The sequence below is a fragment of the Maribacter sp. genome, assembly GCF_039974175.1.
In the GTDB taxonomy this organism is placed as follows: domain Bacteria; phylum Bacteroidota; class Bacteroidia; order Flavobacteriales; family Flavobacteriaceae; genus Maribacter_C.
Window position 1 is genome coordinate 89,257 of record NZ_JBDWJN010000012.1, and the last position, 18,009, is coordinate 107,265.

General features: G+C 39.7%; 20 protein-coding genes. 11 read left to right on the plus strand and 9 right to left on the minus strand.

What is annotated here, in order from left to right; genetic code table 11:
* Positions 1-157 precede the first annotated feature (157 nt).
* The 10 genes from ABJN95_RS16550 (at position 158) to ABJN95_RS16595 (ending at position 9,971) form a co-directional block, all read left to right on the plus strand.
* Positions 158-463: a hypothetical protein gene (locus ABJN95_RS16550; RefSeq protein ID WP_348372029.1), complete on the plus strand. Its 306-nt coding sequence runs from the start codon at positions 158-160 to the stop codon at positions 461-463.
* A 168-nt stretch (positions 464-631) separates the two neighbouring features.
* A complete protein-coding gene (locus ABJN95_RS16555; RefSeq protein WP_348372030.1) occupies positions 632-1,189 on the plus strand; it encodes a type 1 periplasmic binding fold superfamily protein in 558 nt (185 codons plus the stop codon).
* A gap of 653 nt (positions 1,190-1,842) precedes the next feature.
* Complete coding sequence (locus ABJN95_RS16560; RefSeq protein ID WP_348372031.1) at positions 1,843-4,095, plus strand: DUF5916 domain-containing protein; 2,253 nt, start codon at positions 1,843-1,845, stop codon at positions 4,093-4,095.
* Entirely contained in the window at positions 4,096-4,386 is a 291-nt protein-coding gene (locus ABJN95_RS16565) for a hypothetical protein (protein WP_348372033.1), read from the plus strand. It abuts the gene before it with no gap.
* Complete coding sequence (locus ABJN95_RS16570) at positions 4,383-4,793, plus strand: MerC domain-containing protein (protein WP_348372035.1); 411 nt, start codon at positions 4,383-4,385, stop codon at positions 4,791-4,793. Before ABJN95_RS16565 ends, ABJN95_RS16570 begins: the two co-directional genes overlap by 4 nt.
* Before the next feature lie 464 nt (positions 4,794-5,257).
* Positions 5,258-6,355 (plus strand): helix-turn-helix domain-containing protein, encoded by a 1,098-nt coding sequence (locus tag ABJN95_RS16575; protein ID WP_348372037.1) that lies wholly within the window; start codon positions 5,258-5,260, stop codon positions 6,353-6,355.
* 102 nt (positions 6,356-6,457) lie between these two features.
* Positions 6,458-7,384 (plus strand): hypothetical protein, encoded by a 927-nt coding sequence (locus ABJN95_RS16580; RefSeq protein ID WP_348372039.1) that lies wholly within the window; start codon positions 6,458-6,460, stop codon positions 7,382-7,384.
* Positions 7,385-7,411: 27 nt separating this feature from the next.
* Positions 7,412-8,023, plus strand: coding sequence for a hypothetical protein (locus ABJN95_RS16585; RefSeq protein WP_348372040.1), 612 nt, complete (start codon positions 7,412-7,414; stop codon positions 8,021-8,023).
* Positions 8,023-9,075 carry an alpha/beta hydrolase gene (locus tag ABJN95_RS16590; protein WP_348372042.1) on the plus strand — a complete coding sequence of 351 codons (1,053 nt, stop codon included), beginning with the start codon at positions 8,023-8,025 and terminating at the stop codon, positions 9,073-9,075. The genes ABJN95_RS16585 and ABJN95_RS16590 overlap by 1 nt, the downstream gene beginning before the upstream one ends.
* Before the next feature lie 479 nt (positions 9,076-9,554).
* Positions 9,555-9,971, plus strand: a complete 417-nt coding sequence (locus ABJN95_RS16595; RefSeq protein WP_348372044.1) for a hypothetical protein — start codon at positions 9,555-9,557, stop codon at positions 9,969-9,971.
* A 70-nt stretch (positions 9,972-10,041) separates the two neighbouring features.
* Here ABJN95_RS16595 and ABJN95_RS16600 read toward each other — a convergent pair whose 3' ends face one another.
* The 5 genes from ABJN95_RS16600 to ABJN95_RS16620 form a co-directional block, all read right to left on the minus strand.
* On the minus strand, positions 10,042-10,665 hold the full coding sequence (locus ABJN95_RS16600) for a DinB family protein (protein WP_348372045.1): 624 nt from the start codon (positions 10,663-10,665) through the stop codon (positions 10,042-10,044).
* A 214-nt stretch (positions 10,666-10,879) separates the two neighbouring features.
* Entirely contained in the window at positions 10,880-12,301 is a 1,422-nt protein-coding gene (locus tag ABJN95_RS16605) for a DNA/RNA non-specific endonuclease (RefSeq protein ID WP_348372047.1), read from the minus strand.
* Positions 12,302-12,407: 106 nt separating this feature from the next.
* Positions 12,408-13,214: a hypothetical protein gene (locus ABJN95_RS16610; RefSeq protein ID WP_348372049.1), complete on the minus strand. Its 807-nt coding sequence runs from the start codon at positions 13,212-13,214 to the stop codon at positions 12,408-12,410.
* Positions 13,215-13,289: 75 nt separating this feature from the next.
* On the minus strand, positions 13,290-13,592 hold the full coding sequence (locus ABJN95_RS16615; protein ID WP_348372050.1) for a hypothetical protein: 303 nt from the start codon (positions 13,590-13,592) through the stop codon (positions 13,290-13,292).
* 12 nt (positions 13,593-13,604) lie between these two features.
* Positions 13,605-14,216 (minus strand): Crp/Fnr family transcriptional regulator, encoded by a 612-nt coding sequence (locus ABJN95_RS16620; RefSeq protein WP_348372052.1) that lies wholly within the window; start codon positions 14,214-14,216, stop codon positions 13,605-13,607.
* Between the two features lie 35 nt (positions 14,217-14,251).
* Between ABJN95_RS16620 and ABJN95_RS16625 the strand changes: the two genes are divergently transcribed.
* Positions 14,252-15,211, plus strand: coding sequence for a nucleoside hydrolase (locus tag ABJN95_RS16625; protein WP_348372054.1), 960 nt, complete (start codon positions 14,252-14,254; stop codon positions 15,209-15,211).
* Positions 15,212-15,254: 43 nt separating this feature from the next.
* On the opposite strand, the gene ABJN95_RS16630 is transcribed toward ABJN95_RS16625, so the two are convergent.
* The 4 genes from ABJN95_RS16630 to ABJN95_RS16645 all read right to left on the minus strand — a co-directional run bounded on the left by ABJN95_RS16630 (position 15,255) and on the right by ABJN95_RS16645 (position 17,939).
* Entirely contained in the window at positions 15,255-15,626 is a 372-nt protein-coding gene (locus ABJN95_RS16630) for a hypothetical protein (RefSeq protein ID WP_348372056.1), read from the minus strand.
* A gap of 177 nt (positions 15,627-15,803) precedes the next feature.
* On the minus strand, positions 15,804-16,124 hold the full coding sequence (locus ABJN95_RS16635; RefSeq protein ID WP_348372058.1) for a hypothetical protein: 321 nt from the start codon (positions 16,122-16,124) through the stop codon (positions 15,804-15,806).
* 59 nt (positions 16,125-16,183) lie between these two features.
* Positions 16,184-16,585: a hypothetical protein gene (locus ABJN95_RS16640; protein ID WP_348372060.1), complete on the minus strand. Its 402-nt coding sequence runs from the start codon at positions 16,583-16,585 to the stop codon at positions 16,184-16,186.
* A gap of 232 nt (positions 16,586-16,817) precedes the next feature.
* Positions 16,818-17,939 (minus strand): tetratricopeptide repeat protein, encoded by a 1,122-nt coding sequence (locus ABJN95_RS16645; protein ID WP_348372062.1) that lies wholly within the window; start codon positions 17,937-17,939, stop codon positions 16,818-16,820.
* Between the last annotated feature and the right edge of the window lie 70 nt (positions 17,940-18,009).

Sequence of the window (18,009 nt, forward strand, 5' to 3'; positions counted from 1 at the left end):
AAAAGTACAATAATACCTTCGTTTTACGTTTCTGGACATTCTTAAATGATAGGATCCAGAAATTCCCTTTAAAAAAACTCTGAAGCCAAGGTTATTGTTTGATGGAAGTGATTTTACATAAGAGAACTATTCGAAAAATTACTAAGTTTGTTGTTGAATGAAAAAAATCTTAGAACGTTTTAGTGCTGTTCTTTTAATCGGCTTACTGCTGATCAAGGTTTCTGCGTTCCATGTTTATGAGCATCACGATTCTTTAGACGATTCAAACGATCATTGTGAGCTCTGTGTATTGACAATCGAAGGACAACAGTCGGAAAGCTTGACACCCCCATTGACAGTTGTCGTACACTCACCGTTACAATTTCCTTCTCTGCCCAAAATCCACTCCTTAGAGGAAGGATATGTTCAGACTATTGTAAAGGGCAATCTCTTCGCTAGACCCCCGCCACAGCAGTTGGCTTAAGAAGCCACTCTATTATTTTTCTACACTTTCAGAACTATTCAGCTTCTGATTGTACTTCCATTCTTAATTGGGTTTTCCGTACTTATTACGGAGCATTGTGACTTAAAAACCCAATTTTAGCCGGGAGTAAATCAAACAATATTTTATAATTAATTCTATATACTAGCGATGCGCAAGATTAAATTTTTATCACTATTAGCTTTAACCGGATTTCTTTTTATGGGCTGTTCAGAAGACGATAACGGCCCCGAACCTATTAATGAAGAAGAAGTGATTACTACAATACAGGTAACATTAAACCCAGACAGCGGGGGAACAGTTATCACCTTATCGTCTCAAGACCTCGACGGTGATGGGCCAGATGCCCCTGTGGTTGAAGTTTCAGGAAACATGGTTGCCGGAACAACTTATACTGGCAACATATTGCTATTAAACGAAACCGAGACCCCACCGGAAAACATTACCGCCGAAGTCGAAGAAGAAGATGATGAGCACCAATTCTTTTATACGGTAGGTGCTGGTCTTGACCTCACTACAGAATATGTCAATTTTGATGGTGATGGCAATCCATTGGGTACACAAATACGAGTAACTGCTGGCGCCCCCAGTACGGGAACGCTAACGTTCACCTTACGACACGAGCCCAAGAAACCGAATGACGGTACTTTAACCGATGCAGGCGGGGAAACCGATATCGCCCAGATATTTACCATAACCGTCGAATAAGGATTGAACTACATTTAAACATAAAATAGGGAGTGGATATACTCCCCTCCCTTTTTCTTATGAGCGCGGAAAAGACAAAAAAAAAGTTTGGAATACTATTGGCAACGATTCTATTGTTTCAGTTGTCATACCATACTGTGCATGTCTTTACGCAACATAGCTCAGATAATCATATCGAGCATAGTACTCACGATACCCAAATCGATACAGCCTCTGTAACCTGCGAACTATGCGCCAAATTATTGGGTCACACCCAATACTTTACGGTATATCCCACTGTTCTTTTAGGTATATATTTCCCTTTGCTTCACTTCAATCTAGGCGAATCCATTGGTACGCTAGGAGTGAAAAAAAATCATCTTCTTAGAGGACCTCCCTCGCATTTTGTTCGGTAACATTTTCAATGTACAAGGCGGTATGTTTTGAGCATTCAACCTCAACACTTTGTATTAAAACTTTAGTTTGCAAAGTGATTGTTGCAGCCGATTTGGAAACATTCCTTCAATTTCAAGACTTGCATCATTTGCAATACAAAGAAAGCAGTGCTGCCCTACTGGGGTCTTGATGGGCTTTGGGGAAATTGGACTTTTAGCAGTACTCATCTTTTTGACTGGGTTCTTCAACATAAATAAAAAATCTAACACGAATCAATAATGAGATATACATTATATTTTTCTGTGCTATCCATAATCAAGCATCGATTGAACACAATTGCTTTAGCAACAATGCTATCAATTGGTCATTACGTTCAGGCACAACAAACCGACAACTTCCCGCCCCCTGAAACACCGGTAAGCATTTCCGCATTCAAAACAAATAGCGCCATAACCATTGATGGGCAATTGAACGAAGCGGATTGGAATTTGGCCGTACCCGTTACCAACTTTTTCAGGGTTGAGCCAGTACAGGGAGGTAGCATTAAGAATCCTACCGAGGTGCGCATCTTGTTTGATGACAAAAACTTGTATTTTGGGATTTTTGCTCAAGACTCATTGGGTAAAAAAGGCATTCGAATGCAAGATTTAAGTAGAGATTTCAATGGACTTGAAAATGATGTCTTCGGGATTCAAATCGATGCCCAGAATACCAAACAATATGCGGTTTCCTTTCAAACAACCCCTTATGGAAACCAGCAAGACGTACAGAGCTTTAACGACAATAACCGGGATGAGGATTGGAATGCCTTATGGCGTGTTCGCACTGAGCGCACCGATAAGGGCTACTATGCAGAATTTGCCATCCCATTCAAATCCATTCGCTATGACAAACCCATAGAGGGTGTTCCTGTGGAATGGGGCATCACTTTTTTTCGATTGGCACGTAAAGACTATGAAAAAACGGTTTTCCCCGCTATTCCACAATCCTTTTCTGAAAACCGGATGACTTATGCCGCCAAACTAATAGGATTGGAAGTTCCCCCACCATCGGCGAACATCAGAATAGAACCGTATGCACTATATCAATATAGCGAAAACAAAACGGGTGATCTCGTGACCGATAAATTAAATGAGCCAAAGATCGGAGGCGACGTCAAATGGGCCATCAACCCAAACGCTGTACTCGACTTGACCATAAATACAGATTTTGCGCAGGCTGATGTAGATCGAGCGGTAAACAACTTGGAACGCTTTAATATCTTCTTTCCAGAACGGCGGCAGTTCTTTTTAGAAAATTCTGGTATTTGGGCAGGTGCAGGTGGCTCTAGGGTACGGCCATTTTTCAGTCGCACCATTGGTCTCTCTAATAGCTTTAATGCTTCTCCCGCACCTTTGGATGCCGGTGCCCGGTATACTGATAGAGACGAAAACCGAACCATAGCCGTATTGGCCGTTCGCCAACGAGAAACAGATGACAGCCCGGGAAGCACTTTTGGTGTGGCGCGCTATACCAAGAATTATGGTGCGGAAAATAATATGGGGGCCATGGTTACGTATCGGTTGGATGATTCTTTAAATGATTTGGGTGTTGAAAGCCAGAATAATACCACGATTTCAATTGATGGATTGATTCGTCCAAAACCAGATCTTACATTCACCTATCTGCTATCTACTTCACTTGATAGTGAGACAGAAGATAATGGTTTTGCCGGAAGAATAGGGATAACATCAAGAACAAACAAGTATTATATGGGTTACATCACTGATTTTGTAAGTCGTGATTACGCTCCAGATATGGGATTTGTTGCCCAAAAAGATTTCATGCTTCATAGTCCGGGAGGGTATGCCATTCTAAGGCCCAAATGGTTACCTTTTGTGCGCCGTTGGGATCCAGGAGTCTTTTTTAATTACTTTCATGATTTTGAGGATTTTGGGAAATTTCAACAATCGAATCTCTATATTTTCCCGATCTACACTTGGTTTAAGGACAACAGCTTTGTAGAAGCTTCCTTTACACCCACATGGCAGAACATCAATTTCGACTTTGCTCCTCTGGGGCTTCAAATCGCCCAGGGCGATTATAGTTACACCCGATACCTCTTACGATACAACACCGATCAATCTAAGAAATTTTCAGGATCTATCAGCTATGATTTTGGCAACTTTTATGACGGCACTAGAAATACCCTAACGGGTGGCCTGAGATATGCACCCTTACCCCATATCTCGTTGACCGCAGACTATGAGTATAATAACATAAATGGGGTGGGTGTAGCAAATGATAACTTGGATACCCAACTATACACGGGAGGTCTTCGCGTAGCGCTCAACCCAAGGGTGCAACTTTCTACCTTTTACCAATACAATAGTTTTGACGAGCAAGGACGGTGGAACGTGCGCTTTAGTTGGGAATATATGCCCTTATCGTTTATCTATTTGGTATTTAATGATACACAAACCAATGTTTTCGACCCGGTGCAACAAAGCACCCAGTTTATCAGTAAGATAACTTTCTTAAAACAGTTTTAAATGAAGCCCAACAAACGAAACTATCTGGTAGTCCTACTGCTGCCGGCTTCATGTCAAAAGAAGGCCCTGAAAGGCTACGATGATTCGGTTATCGACCGGGAGGAATTTATGATTTCGGAAGGGGCGCCATATATCATAAAAGGGCTTCCTATTGGGCAATTGAATATTCAACTAGAACTTGTCGGTGCTGACGGCAATCTAGTTTCAGATTCATTTAATAAGGTGAAGCGCATCGCTACACTTAAACCATACGTATTTAATTCTTATTTCAAAATACCACTAATTATATGAAAGCAATTACAAAATTGAGTGACCACCCCAATATATGGGGTAGTTTTGCTAGCGGATTATGCCTTGCACATTGTGTGGCTACCCCTTTTCTATTCGCAGCACACACGGGGCATGTTCAAGGGCATCATTCGCATCCTCAGTGGTGGGGGTTCATAGATATATTATTTATGGTTATATCTTTCTTGGCTGTGTTTTGGTCCGTAAGAAATACCTCAAAATATTCGATGAAGGTTGCTCTGTGGATTTCTTGGGCTCTATTGGCAATGACAATCGTAAATGAAAAACTAGAGTTGATTGGGCTTATCGAGGCATTTATATACATTCCCTCTATGGCACTAATTGTATTACATCTTTACAATCGCAAGTATTGTCAGTGCGAGAAAGAATGTTGCGCTAGTACAAACTAACTTTTTTACCCTTCTGGATGCATAAATATTTTTAATTCAGGATGCAATAAAAGCATATAGTTGCGCTACGCATATACAACTTAATTCTTGGCATTATATACCATAAAGTTGCTTATTAGGTAGCACCGCTTGAAGAATATTGTCACTTAAAACGGTCGTTTTAAGTGACAATATTATGGAATGAATCAACCCGTTTTATCTGAGTCTCATTCGTGTTCTCTTTTAATAGTTTCGTAACACATAGTTTTTTAAGATACCTCTGCACAGCGAGGTAAGTCTTTGAAATGGGTCTTATCGTAATTTGTACTTGCTACGGAGACTATTCTACGATTAATCTTCCAGCGCGCAACAATTGCTGTTGTTTCCCTCGATTTTTGCCTCCCTTTCATGCAACTTATGAAAACTTATTTTGTCTTTGGATATGTTATGTAATAGTTAGGGAGCTTAGAACACAATATAAAAAATTGAATAGAACAATACTAGACTTTGCGATGATTGCAAGTACGCTCATCGGATATTTTTTAAGTATCGCACTGCTTACAACTTCCTTTTATAGGAGCCGTGCCAACAACTATCTCTCCTTCACATTATTCTTAATAGCGAGCCTCACCTTTTTAGAGTGGTATGGCCTTAGTACCGCTCATAGATTGATACAAATTTTTGACAGTCTCAAGTTAGATTTTCTAATAGCCGCTACTTTATTTACCTATTTTTTGTTTCAGATTAAGCATCCTCTTCTAAATGGTCATCAATACAAATGGATCTACCTGCCTTTCTTAGGCTCTGTTATTATAGAAATAGCACTATATCTCTTTAATCTTTATGGGTCATATTTCGATATTCTAATATGGTACAGTAAAGATGTCTTGTCGATGGTCTTTAATGTGTTTTTAATTTTTTCGGGAAGACACTTCATACGAAAAGCGGAAACTATTTCTGAAGAGAAAAGACGTTGGTTACTGCAATTAAACCTGTTTATAATAGGTATTATTATCTGCTGGATTTTGTCGCGAGTAGAATTTTACCTTATGAATTCATTATTTACGTATTACACCCTTTGGTTACTACTGTGTTTGTTCTTATGGTGGGTATTGTATCATGGTATATTTAAACTACGGGTTATCACACACCAAAAAGAACTACATGCGTATTTAGTTTCAACAAAGCATGGGGCTATCAAGACGACATCACACTCAAAACGACGAAAGGGTACCGCTGTTTCTGAATTAATTTCTGAATTATATAGGGTAATGGAAGAGGAAGAGCTGTACAAAGACCCGCTTTTAAGCAGGCTAGATTTAGCCACCCGATTGGGAACCAGCGAAGGTTATTTATCACAGATTATTAATCAAGAAATCAATAAAAGTGTCATTCAATTTGTGAACGACTACCGTGTTGAAGCTGCCAAAAAACTATTGCATACACCTTCATTTAATAAATACGCTGTAGAAGCAATTGGCCTAGAATCTGGGTTCAAATCCAAGAGTGCATTTTACGCTGTTTTTAAGTCTAGCCTTTCTATGTCACCAGGTGCTTATAGAAAGCTCCAATATCCGTCCTGATTCGTTTATTTATGCTGTTTCAGCACCTCTCCAGCACTAAAATTACCCTTTTATTTTTTCGACGGGAATACTTTTACCGCATTAAATAAAAATAATATTTCAATGAAAAAAGTATTCTTAAAAATGACAAATTCACAGCCTTTTTATTTCCGTACCCATATCATGCTTATTGCATTCTTAGCGCTTCTAACGAGCGGCTGTTCTAATGATGACAACCAGCCTACCATTACCCCAGAAGAACCTGCAGTGGCTATTACCGAAATAGCAGATGACATTAAAGAGTTAATTTATTTCCAAGGAGATGAAAAAGCCGCTACAGTACTGATTGCTGTGCCAGGCGGACCAAGTACAGTATTCGCTACCGATGTGGTAGACGAATTTTTCCCCGTACTTAATCCAAAGAATATATTAACTGTTACTGTACATCAGGCGCAAACCTTAGATTCTACTATAGTAAAAAGCGCTGATATCACTTTAGAACAGGCCGTTAACTATAATGCCGAAACTATAGATATGCTTGATAAAGTGACTTCGTATTTCAAGAATCAAGGCCGAGCCGTATATGTTTTGGGATTTTCCTTCGGGGCCTTTGTAACACAAGAACTTATTGCAAAGAAAGGAATAGATAGCGCTGATAAGTACCTTATTATGACAGGGCGATTAGATATGAATGCTGTTATATGGCAAGGGGCTGCCGAAGGAAGAAATGGATTTTTCGAAAATGGTGTAACTCCCAATGTAGAGCCAGACCCAGACCCAGAGGTGAAAGAAAGAAACCTCAATAGAATAAGTGCCGGCTTCTCAATGAACAGGTACACACAACTTTTTAGTACCATTTCAGACTTATCTAGCATAACATACATTTATGGGGCTACAGATCAAGCTGTCGGGAGTCTTACCGATAATGAAGTACAGTTCTTAGCGTCAAAAAACACCACTATTATTGCTGGCAGTGGAGATCATGGTGCCACTTTGGAAAATTTAATAGTGCAGGGTTTTAAAGATGCTTTTGGAATTGATTTAAAATAGTAAATAACAATACCGCAATTGAAAAACATGAAAAAATATACGCTTATATTTCTGCTTATCAGTGCCCTACAACTGAAAGGCCAAGACAAGATCGATGCTTCTACCTTTTTAGCTAAAACAGAATTCAAAATTGGATATTCTGGAACTATTCTATGGAGCAACGGCTTTCTGGTTGGAGCTGAATACCTCTTAAAAGAGCTCGATAAAACCAAAGAAAGAAGAGGAGCAAAACGTACGAATACGCATCAATTTCTTTTCAATGGAAATCTAAGTTTTATGACGAACTTTTCTTCAAAAACTGATACGGGAGGTTATGCAAACTTTGGACTTACTTGGAGACGTACCAATAAAAAAGGAAAGCAGTTTAGTATCGATTTAAATCCACTTGGGTATTATCGCTCCTTCCTACCAGAGACTTATAAAGTGAACGGAGACCGTGTAGATAAGGTGTTTCTGCCAGGACGTGGATACTATAGCCCTTCTATTTCTGTTGGCATTGGTAAAAGGCGCAAAGGAAAAGTACGCTCTGGTAGTTATGTAAACATCACCTATAGTCCACGGTTTAATTACAATGCAGGAACGCTACCAACATTTTCAATTCAATACGGTTTCCGTTTTAATTTTAAAAACAAAAAATAATGAAACAGTTTAATACAATCTTCTTAAAAATTGCATTCGTCTCAATTACCATATGTTTGGCAAGCGCTTGCTCAAACGACTTCGAACTTGACAACTTAGATGAAACGCTATATGTACGACATAAGAATGCAGATATGCCTGCCTATATACGAGGCAATAGCAGTGAAAAGGTATTCTTAATTACCTTACATGGTGGTCCTGGTGGTACAGGATTAGGATTTACAGGCAAAGCCTTTGATGCTATAGAAAATCAGTTCGGCCTTGTTTATTTTGACCAACGCGGATCTGGAAATTCACAAGGACATTATTCTGAAGATGATGTAAGTATTGATCTTATGGCCGAAGACGTATTGGCCCTTGTAAAAGTACTACAACGCAAATTTGGAAGCGATTCACGTTTCTTTTTATTAGGTGGCAGCTGGGGAGGAACATTAGGAACCGCTACTTTGCTAAAAAATCAAAGCTTTTTCAAAGGGTGGATAGAGGTAGCTGGAGCAAACAATCCGGCTGGACTATACGATTGGTACATAGAAACCTTTACGACTACCGCCAACAACCAAATAGCGCTGGGTAATAGTGTTGATTTTTGGGAATCTGTTTTAGAGCTTGTAGCTCAAGTAGGTGCTGTAAATAATTTGGATGATTTCTTAGATCTCAATGGAAAAGCTTTTGAGGCCGAGGAAAAATTATTTGAAGATGGCTTTATAGATGCTGTTGAAAATGGTATCGGAGGTAATGAGACATTCTTCACCTATAATTTCTTAACCAGAGGATGGAATAATAGTCAAATTGCTTCGATACTCGATAACCAAGGGTTATTTCAAACAACTGACTTTACAAGTCAACTTTCAGAAATAAGAATACCATCCTTATTTATATCTGGACGATACGACATGGTCGTACCAATGGTTTCGGCTCAAACTGCCTTTGATGCTATAGGTTCAACATCGAAAGAATTAGAAGTATTTGAAAGGTCAGGTCACGGCCCGATGTTTAGTGAGCCCGAGCTTTTTGCAGAGAAAGTAATTGAATTTATGAATGCACATAAGTAATTGGTTTTCTAATTTTCCTATCAAGGTTATTTTACCCAAAAAAGTTGTTTTCAGCCAAACCAAATTGCCAGACTAAAAGTATTATCTGCAATACAGTGTTAAAACGGTGTGCTTTTAACACCGTTTTTTTGGCTGAGGACTGAAATCAGAATTTGTCAGCTATAACATATTCGTCAGGAGAGCTCGTTGACATATTTTGTGCTATTGCCTAACGCCTTGTAGGTTTATTAGTTGCTCTTTAAAGATAAATAATATGGCCTGTTTTTAAACTTCTAAGGGCCTTCAATTGCTATAACAAACCGCAATTGCCTGCCATTCACACATAATTTCGATCCAAATATGAAAATAAGGTTTCCTTTGAACTGAAGGTTGTCTATCTTATGGTATCTATCTCGAATATGCAAGTAGCAATTCTTATTCCTTGTATAGGTTTCCTCCATGATGCTTTGTACATATTGAATAACTTAAAGTTATAGGCCATGAAAAAACAGTGCGTAAGCTATTGGTACCCCATCTGCTTCCTAGCCATGTGGTGCATACTATCATGTTCTAAAAGCAGTGATGCTCAAGAACCGGAAATCGAACCGCCAGTAGGTGTTATAGACGCAGCTTTGGTAGGCACTTGGACAGGCACCCTCAATGGTAGTTTTGGGGAAGCCGACATGTCGATGATGCTCACCGACAAGGGCGTTATGTCTGCCGAAGGATCAACCTCTTTGTACTGCCCCATAAATGCAACATGGGAGGTTATCGGAGGCAAATTCAAGGCCAAAGGTAATGATGAATGTGACGGTACGGCCGTAACTTTTGATGCCCCTTATTCCAAAACAAAGTTAGTCGGCTCATGGAATGCAAACAGTGGAAATAGCGGGACTTTTACCGCCGAGAAGCAATAAATCTTAAGGTGGTTGGCATCAGTGCAACTTAACTACGATTTCAATAGCAATCGTTTTTGAACCTTTCAATTTACAGCGTATTATTTTTAGAATAGCCAGGGGGTTGAATACCCTTCATGCGTAAATACGTAATGGCCTGGGCCCTGTGATGTGCTGTATGACTTTCACCTCTTAAAATAAGGTCTAGGTTCGAATGACCTTCTAGGTACCAAGGCTTCTCTTTAGTTTTCCCTTGCGTTAACACAGCATCACTTAGGTTCTCTAAACTCGAAATCGCATAATCAAAGGTATCGATCACATAGTTGGCTACCAGGCCTTTATTGGTATTCGCATCTCTTTGCTTCAAAAAGTCTGGTTGAAACAGGTTTATTGGGTCTGGGCGCTCGAGGAAGAAAGGTGCGTCTTTAAGAGCGTCATAATCTGGGTAGGTTTTGGCATCAACCAATACCCCTATAAAAGCATTGTTGGTATAGCCTAGGTGCATGAAGTGTTGGGCAAAAGTCATTTGTTCTTTTGAGGGGCTATATTCCAAATGGTCTGCAGGCATAGCCTCGAATACGGCTAAGGTATACGCCTTAGACTGTTTCCATCTTTTAATTAGGTTTTGAACAATGGAGTCAGCGGAAGGAATTTTAGCAGCAATCAATGTTAAAGGGCTTAGCCCTATCAAACTCAATATTAGTCTTCGGTTCATCGCATTCTTTTTAGAGGTTACACGCAGTATAAATGTATTCTATAAAAGATCAAGCCCGAAGCATACCAAATTGAATTTTTGCCAAAGACCTAAAAATCAGACGGGACTAGTACTTTTTTAGCTCGTTTACAACTAGTGTTTCTTTAAAAGGAAGCTGCACTAAGTCGTTGACCAAAGTTGCGATCATGGTATCGATGCAACCAAAACGTAAAACTTAAATTGATGGTCCGCCATCGGTTACGGCTTCTATAACAGCTTCGATACCATCGGGAATATTTTCAAAGAGATCATAGCCTGTTAGGTTTTCTATGTCATCAACCGTGGTAATGAATTGTGCCCAATCGGTACTAATGGCCTGATCATTGGGTACGTTTATGGCGATAACGCGAGTGCTGGTGGTTACACGACCAATATCATTGCCGCCGTTTGGCAAAATTAAAGCTACTTTCCAGAAAGAATCTGGCACGTTTATTTTGCCATTATTAATGGTATTTGCCGCGCCATTACTACCCGTACCTCCTGTACCAACTACACCGGCTACTATATATAATTCCATTCCTTCATCGGTAAGGCTTCGTAAGTAGTTTTCAAAATACGCCCAAGAACGTCTATTGTTATCTGGCGCTTGCGGAGCGACATTGGTCATGTAATAGGTATTTCTATTGGAATCTTCGGTACCATTGCGATCGGCAGAGGCACAAAGGTGACCGCGATCAAAACCAGAATTGGTGTAATGACTTTTGGCCGCCTTATAAAAGGAGCTTGGCAAATCTTGGTCGGTTCTAAAACAGTTGCACCTAGGAACGTCACCCAACCATGCGCTACTCAAATGCCAGCTCACCCAATTCGCAGTGCCGTCACTGTTGTTGTACGATAAGCTAAAGTCTGGCTTATCTAAAAAGTAATTGTTTGCATCTGAGGCAGCGTCAGAAGGGTTGCCAAAGGTGATGTTGCTGTCTGTTGTCGGGTCATTACCAGCTGAAGAAACAACAATTTCTACATTATCTATATTGATACGATTAGAGCCCCCTGTTAGTTTTACTACACCATATCGTACGGGTTGCGTATCGTTTACATCAAAGGTTACTGTATTTAAGGTGGTTTGGTTTGAGGTGACCGTAGCACCTACATCATACCAGGTTACGCCCTGATCATAAGACAATACCAGTTTCCAAGTAGAGTTGCCGTTGGTTCCATACACCGCATGGCGTATACTGATACTTTCGGCACCGTTGTCCATATCAAAATCCATCAATAGGGTTCCCGTATTTCGTATTCGAATTGACTTGTTACCGTATTTGCGATCGTTGGCTAGTGAACCCGCTAAGGCATCATCGAGAAACCAAATACCCGTGGTTGCAGTAAGGTCTATAGTACCAGCCGCATAGCTGCCTTTTACTGCCGATTCAAAGGTTTCAATAAAGCCCGAAGCCTTTGAAGTTTTGGTATTCTTGTGTTTGTGAACCCCATGATTGTCATAAAAGTGGGTAGGAACATCTATTTTGCCCGAAATGGTTAATTCATTGTCGGCAATAGCAAGGCTATTGTCAATTAGAAGATCATCTTGTTGGCTACAGCTTAACAAAACTAGGGCGCTCGTAAGCACTGCTACGCTTGCATTTGAAAATAGTTTCATAAATAATGGTTTTAGGGGGTGAAGTGTGTTATCAAATATATGTAATATTTTACTTACATTTAACGTAATCCCAAATTTATGATACACTCATTCAAATGCTTGAGTTTCAAATATTAGAATCAATAAAGATTTTCCAATTGCCGTTCGCGTCTTTTTTCCAAACTAGTATATATTTTCCATTATAGCTGCCGCTGCACTGCCCAATTTCAAAGGCGAAGTTCGCGTTTACTACCCTTAATGTTAAGGGGTGTAGCTGAAGCGAATAATTTTCATTATTCATATAGGCATACTCCTTTATCAAGTCTTCCATACCTCTTACCAATGGTTTGTGATTGAAATATATGGTATTGGGGCTGTAGAGTGCAATGACCAGCTTTTCGGCATCATGCGCATTGCAAAGCTGCATCCATAATTTTCTGCTATGGGCTATCTCGGTGGTATCTACGTTCACAGCTGCTGCATTACTTGCCTCGGCAAACTCAAATTCTCGAATGGCCTTATTCGCTTCTTTTTTCCAAATTACAAGCTGAACATATTCTTGAAGGCTATCGGTCTCATAGCGAAGCAATTCATAATGTATACCCCGTTCTTCGTTTGCCTCTACTTTAAACAAGGTTTCAAGAGCGGTAATTTTATTTTTGCGCATCGTGTAATACTTGGCTATTTGCGCTGAACCATTGCATACGCTGTCAGCCGTAATCACAGCAATGGCATGAGCGGCATAGTTCTTTTCTAAAGCCTTGGTGTTCTTGTCGTTTATGGCATCGACCCAATCAATACTATTAGCGGCAATCTTTTTAGAGCGAACTACATCGGTCTTTGCATCGGGCATTTTTTCTCTTTTGCCCTCCGCTTGCTTACAGGCAACGATGGTCAAGAGCACGAGTAACAGCAACAAGGTTTTTAATTTCATTTGTATTTTCTTAATGATGATTCATTTGTTTAGGGGTAGCTCCTAATTCGAAGCGACTATTTGAATTTATATGGGCTATGGGCTCATCTTGGTTAACTTCAGGTATTCTTTTGCCCTAAAAATAATTCGAAATAGCGAGGGGCCATCTCCACTTTTTAGCTCAAGCGCGATATGCGAAAGCGTGTCTGCTTCAAATTCAATTAAATTTGAAGAACACCAATCAATTTTTGCCTGAACGGTATGTTTGCCCGTGGGAACATCCAATTCGAGTTGCTCGCCATTCTTAATGGTTGCAACTATCTTTCCATCAAGGTTTATTTGAATTTTCCTTGCCCGGTTTTCAAATTCTGAAATGCGTTTTATGCTTAGTTTTGGCATTGCTTTTGAAGCTTATATTTGCTCGGAGTCTAATTTTTTTAGCAAGCGATTCAAGGCTCTTGCAGTTATTCCCAAATAACTTGAAATATCACTTTTTATCAATCTTACCTTGGTGTCTTTTGACAGCATCATCAAATTTTTCAAGGTTTTTTCGGTGGAGTAGGTTTGTTGATACGAAGCCCTGATGGCCGTATCTTTTAATTTTACGGCAAGGGCCTTTGATAAAAGCACATTAAAGTGCGGATACGCTGCTTTTACCTCAGCGAATGCCAATCTTGAAATTTTTAGCGCGCTCACTTTGCTGAGTGCGATGACACTGCAAAAGCTTAGGCCACCAAGTAACAGTTCGATCTCTCCGACCAGTTGGCCTTTTCCGAGGAACTCTTGCACGAATTCTTTTCCATTCTCCTCGGTAACGAAGCATTTTGTCAACCCATCTCTGATCAAAAAAATATCATTTCCCATTTGCCCCTGTTGAATGATGCTATCACCAGCACCAAAAGATAGCTCAGAAACTCCGGGCAATTCTAGGAATCCTTTTGTATGCTCAAGGAAGTTCAAAATCTCGGAACCCGTTCGTATTATCGTGTTCGTTGAGACAATTGTCCTTTCAGAACTAAACATATTTATTTTTCTTTGAATATAATTAATAATTCACCATGAAAAAACTGATAATCGACACCGACCCTGGTATAGATGACGCCATGGCAATTCAGATGGCTTTGAACGCTCAAGAACTTGATATTATGGGTTTAACCACTGTCTTCGGGAATGTCAATATTGACCTTACTACGAGCAATGCCCTACGAATACTTGATCTTGCCGGAAGAAACGACATTGCCGTGGCAAAGGGAGCCGAGCACCCTTTAAAGACTAAGTTTGCCGGCGGTGTTCCGTTTGTTCATGGTGATGATGGGCAGGGCAATACCTATAAGCCAGCCAGCAAGAGTTCAGCAGTGGAGCTTTCCGCTTCGGCATTCTTAGTCGAACATATTCTAAGGTATCCTGGAGAAGTGACCATAGCGGCGCTGGGGCCTTTGACCAATCTGGCAATGGCCTTACAAATGGAACCTCAGATACAGCAGCTTGTAAAAGAGATCGTCATTATGGGCGGCAATGCTTTTTGCGCTGGCAATGCCACCCCTGCTGCCGAGGCGAATATGTATTCCGATCCGGAGGCAGCAGATATCGTATTTGGTGCTGATTGGTCATTGACAATGGTCGGGCTTGATGTTACCCATAAAACCGTACTCTCAAAGCACGATATTGCTGAAATTTCTACCTCGAAGACGCCCTTGAATCGCCATGTGATGGAGGCCTATAAATTCTATCAAGACTTTTTCAAGAAAGCCAATAAAATGGACGGAACATATCTTCATGATGCTTCGGTAATTGCCTACCTACTAGATCGTAGTCTGTACCAAACCGCCGCCTACCCCATACGTGTTGAAACTAGCGATTGCCTCGGAAAGGGTAAGGTTTGGCCATCTGATGGAGCCTCAGATCAGGAAGAAAGACCCGCTTTGCGCCCATGGCGAAACCGGCCTTTGGTGAATGTATGTGTTGATGTGAACGCCAAGGAGGTCATCGACTTGGTGAAAAGTAAGCTGATGCTATAATACCCTGTTCAACGCCTGAGCGGCATATAGAGGTGCCGCACTTTTAATCTTTGATCAGCTTGTCGCTAAGTATTTTGTTTTGCACGTCAAAACGGTATTCAAAGGTATACTTGCCTTCGGCTAGGGGCGTTTCACCTACGTAATCAATAGGTATCCAACCGTAGGCCTCACCATCAATGGTAATACTGACACTCCCATAATGATAGGCCCCTTTAAAAAGTCTGTATTCCGATTTTTCATTGGGCGCCAAGTTGCCAAAATTCTCACCGTTAAAGGTGGCGTCTTCAAAGGCAACCGTACTGGTATTGGCTAACCTGATCTGCACCTCGGTGTTAGCATCACCGCCATCGTCGGTATCGGAACATGATACCAACAAGCAGACGGAAAGTATAAAAAAAACAGTTCGAATAACCATATCAGTTTATTGATAAGATTCGGATTTGCTTTAGGGGTTGCGTCTTTGTGTAAGAATCTTAATAGTTGCATGTTTATTAAAGCCTAATAAATTTAACCATTATACTTTAGCGCATCGATATAAGGCTATTCTGAGCGCTTTTGTTCGCCCGTTTTGTTTTCAAAAAAGCGCATTTCCTTATCGAGATGAACTAATACCCACCAAACTCCATATAATAAATAGTCCGATTAATCCTATTCGTGCATACCCAAGGAAGGCACTTAGCAATAGTAAAAGACTTAGAATCATTACTATGGTTTTTATGCCTTTACCGAGTTTTCCTTTCGGCTTAGCGGTCTTGTTATTACGATGTAGTCGATTTAAGAAAATTTCATCCGATCTTTTGAGATAGTGGTCTATTTCAGATTCCTCAAACCCGTTCTCTTTCATTTTCTTTTTTATCGCATTAGCATCAAAACCTTTTTCTCTCAACGAAATACTATATTCTAATTTTTTCATAACCCGATTGATTGTTACTACGGTCTAGGCTTGTATATCAGTGCGTGCTGTGTTTTTACTTATTTGAGTTCCAATGCATTTATCTGGGCCGCTACTTCTTCAACTTGGGTTCTATTACCATCGGTTTGAAATCTATTTCCAAAAACCATTTGATATGTTCTCCCAAGATACAACGAGAATGCATTGTAATCTAGCTCTCCTTCTTTATAAGCTTGGTATATTTTGCTAAAATGCTTTTTTCTTGCTGCTATAGAATTTGAATGATGAATAATGGCCCATGGAGCCATAAATGCTTTAGTTCCGTGTTTATTTTTACTTGGATAGCCGTGTTTCAGAAGATACCCGTCGATTTTGATGAAATTTAAGGAATCAAGTCTCACGAACTTCTTTGAAAACTCAATATCTTCCTTTGAATTCCGACCAAATTCAAGAACGATTTTTGAACTTTGGTTTTGTCTCAATCTTTGATCTTCGTCTGCTAAAAATTCAAGATACTCCTTTTGTGATTGGAAGGTTGTTAATTTGTCAATGTTTGAGTTAATCCTTGCTAAATCAAATTCCGAATTTTGCCTACATCCAAGCAGAATGCATAGAAAGGCAATAACGATATTCAATTTTTTGATTTTAAGCCAAAGAAATACCCGCGCTTTTAAAGCGCTATTAAAAATATCCATTATTTGAACTTCACTATTCTTAATTGCAATGTTTTTCTATAAACTCATTCGCGTCAGAATCTCCCAACTGTATAGCTCTTTTGAAGTCGATACAAGCCTGTGAATTTTGTTTTAGTTCAATTCTTGATTTGCCCCGGTTGCGATATGAAAAGGCATAATTCGGATCGAGTTCAATTGCCTTATCAAAATCATCCATTGATTCCCTAAAATAACCTAGATTATACTTGGAAAGACCACGATTGTTATATGGTAATGCCATATTAGGAGCCATTTGAATTGCTTTTGTAAAATCTTTTATAGAACCCTTATAATCTTTTCGATTACTTCTTACCCGGGCAACTCCTCTATTGATATAAGGTATGGGGTAACTAGGATCGACTTTAATTGCTTTAGTGTGGTCCTTTATAGCACTTCTAAAATCATTTTGTTTACTCCTTAAGTTACCTCTATTGGTGTAAGAAATTGCATGCTTGGGGTCAATTTTAATTGCTCGATTATAATCCGATAGCGCACCGGAAGGATTTTTAAGACTTTCCTTCAGTAAACCTCTATTGCAATAAAAAGGCGCGTGATTAGGATTAATTGAAAGAGCCTGATTATAATCATCCATCGCACCCTCATAATCTCCTAAATGAAACTTAGACCTACCTCTACCACCGAAAACTAAATCACTTCTCAAACCTAATTGAAAAGCCTTATTTAAATCATCCAATGCTTTTTCATAATTCTTCAAATCGTTTTTGGCCGTACCTCGACTAGAATATGCCTCACTGTAATCTGACTTTAGGGTAATGGCCTCAGAAAAGTCTTCAATTGCATTTTCGAAGTTCTTAAGCCTTGCTTTGGCAAGACCTCTTTGGTAATATGCTTCGGGAAATTTGGGGCGAAGTTCCAATGCTGTGGTAAAATCCACAATTGCAGATTCATAGTTCTTGAGATGTAACTTACCTTGCCCAATGTTAAAATATGCTCCAGGGGAATCGCCTTCATTCTTAATGACCTTTTTAAAATTCCTTATAGATTGTTTGAACTTCCCCTTGGCAAGAAGGAATTGTGCGTTTTTATATAATTTACTATCGGTTTGACCTTGTGAAGGAATACAGGCACATAAAAAACAAAGTGTTATAATAAATGGTTTCATTGGTTGGGATTACTTATTAATATTAATTTAATTTTTGATGAGTAATTAGTATTATCTATAATTTAGAGCT

Excerpts from the sequence above, each read along its gene's own strand:
- ABJN95_RS16550 (WP_348372029.1), top strand. The coding sequence starts at position 158 with ATGAAAAAAATCTTAGAACGTTTTAGTGCTGTTCTTTTAATCGGCTTA.
- ABJN95_RS16555 (WP_348372030.1), top strand. The coding sequence starts at position 632 with ATGCGCAAGATTAAATTTTTATCACTATTAGCTTTAACCGGATTTCTT.
- ABJN95_RS16560 (WP_348372031.1), top strand. The coding sequence starts at position 1,843 with ATGAGATATACATTATATTTTTCTGTGCTATCCATAATCAAGCATCGA.
- ABJN95_RS16565 (WP_348372033.1), top strand. The coding sequence starts at position 4,096 with ATGAAGCCCAACAAACGAAACTATCTGGTAGTCCTACTGCTGCCGGCT.
- ABJN95_RS16570 (WP_348372035.1), top strand. The coding sequence starts at position 4,383 with ATGAAAGCAATTACAAAATTGAGTGACCACCCCAATATATGGGGTAGT.
- ABJN95_RS16580 (WP_348372039.1), top strand. The coding sequence starts at position 6,458 with ATGAAAAAAGTATTCTTAAAAATGACAAATTCACAGCCTTTTTATTTC.
- ABJN95_RS16585 (WP_348372040.1), top strand. The coding sequence starts at position 7,412 with ATGAAAAAATATACGCTTATATTTCTGCTTATCAGTGCCCTACAACTG.
- ABJN95_RS16590 (WP_348372042.1), top strand. The coding sequence starts at position 8,023 with ATGAAACAGTTTAATACAATCTTCTTAAAAATTGCATTCGTCTCAATT.
- ABJN95_RS16595 (WP_348372044.1), top strand. The coding sequence starts at position 9,555 with ATGAAAAAACAGTGCGTAAGCTATTGGTACCCCATCTGCTTCCTAGCC.
- ABJN95_RS16600 (WP_348372045.1), bottom strand. The coding sequence starts at position 10,665 with ATGAACCGAAGACTAATATTGAGTTTGATAGGGCTAAGCCCTTTAACA.
- ABJN95_RS16605 (WP_348372047.1), bottom strand. The coding sequence starts at position 12,301 with ATGAAACTATTTTCAAATGCAAGCGTAGCAGTGCTTACGAGCGCCCTA.
- ABJN95_RS16610 (WP_348372049.1), bottom strand. The coding sequence starts at position 13,214 with ATGAAATTAAAAACCTTGTTGCTGTTACTCGTGCTCTTGACCATCGTT.
- ABJN95_RS16615 (WP_348372050.1), bottom strand. The coding sequence starts at position 13,592 with ATGCCAAAACTAAGCATAAAACGCATTTCAGAATTTGAAAACCGGGCA.
- ABJN95_RS16620 (WP_348372052.1), bottom strand. The coding sequence starts at position 14,216 with ATGTTTAGTTCTGAAAGGACAATTGTCTCAACGAACACGATAATACGA.
- ABJN95_RS16625 (WP_348372054.1), top strand. The coding sequence starts at position 14,252 with ATGAAAAAACTGATAATCGACACCGACCCTGGTATAGATGACGCCATG.
- ABJN95_RS16630 (WP_348372056.1), bottom strand. The coding sequence starts at position 15,626 with ATGGTTATTCGAACTGTTTTTTTTATACTTTCCGTCTGCTTGTTGGTA.
- ABJN95_RS16635 (WP_348372058.1), bottom strand. The coding sequence starts at position 16,124 with ATGAAAAAATTAGAATATAGTATTTCGTTGAGAGAAAAAGGTTTTGAT.
- ABJN95_RS16645 (WP_348372062.1), bottom strand. The coding sequence starts at position 17,939 with ATGAAACCATTTATTATAACACTTTGTTTTTTATGTGCCTGTATTCCT.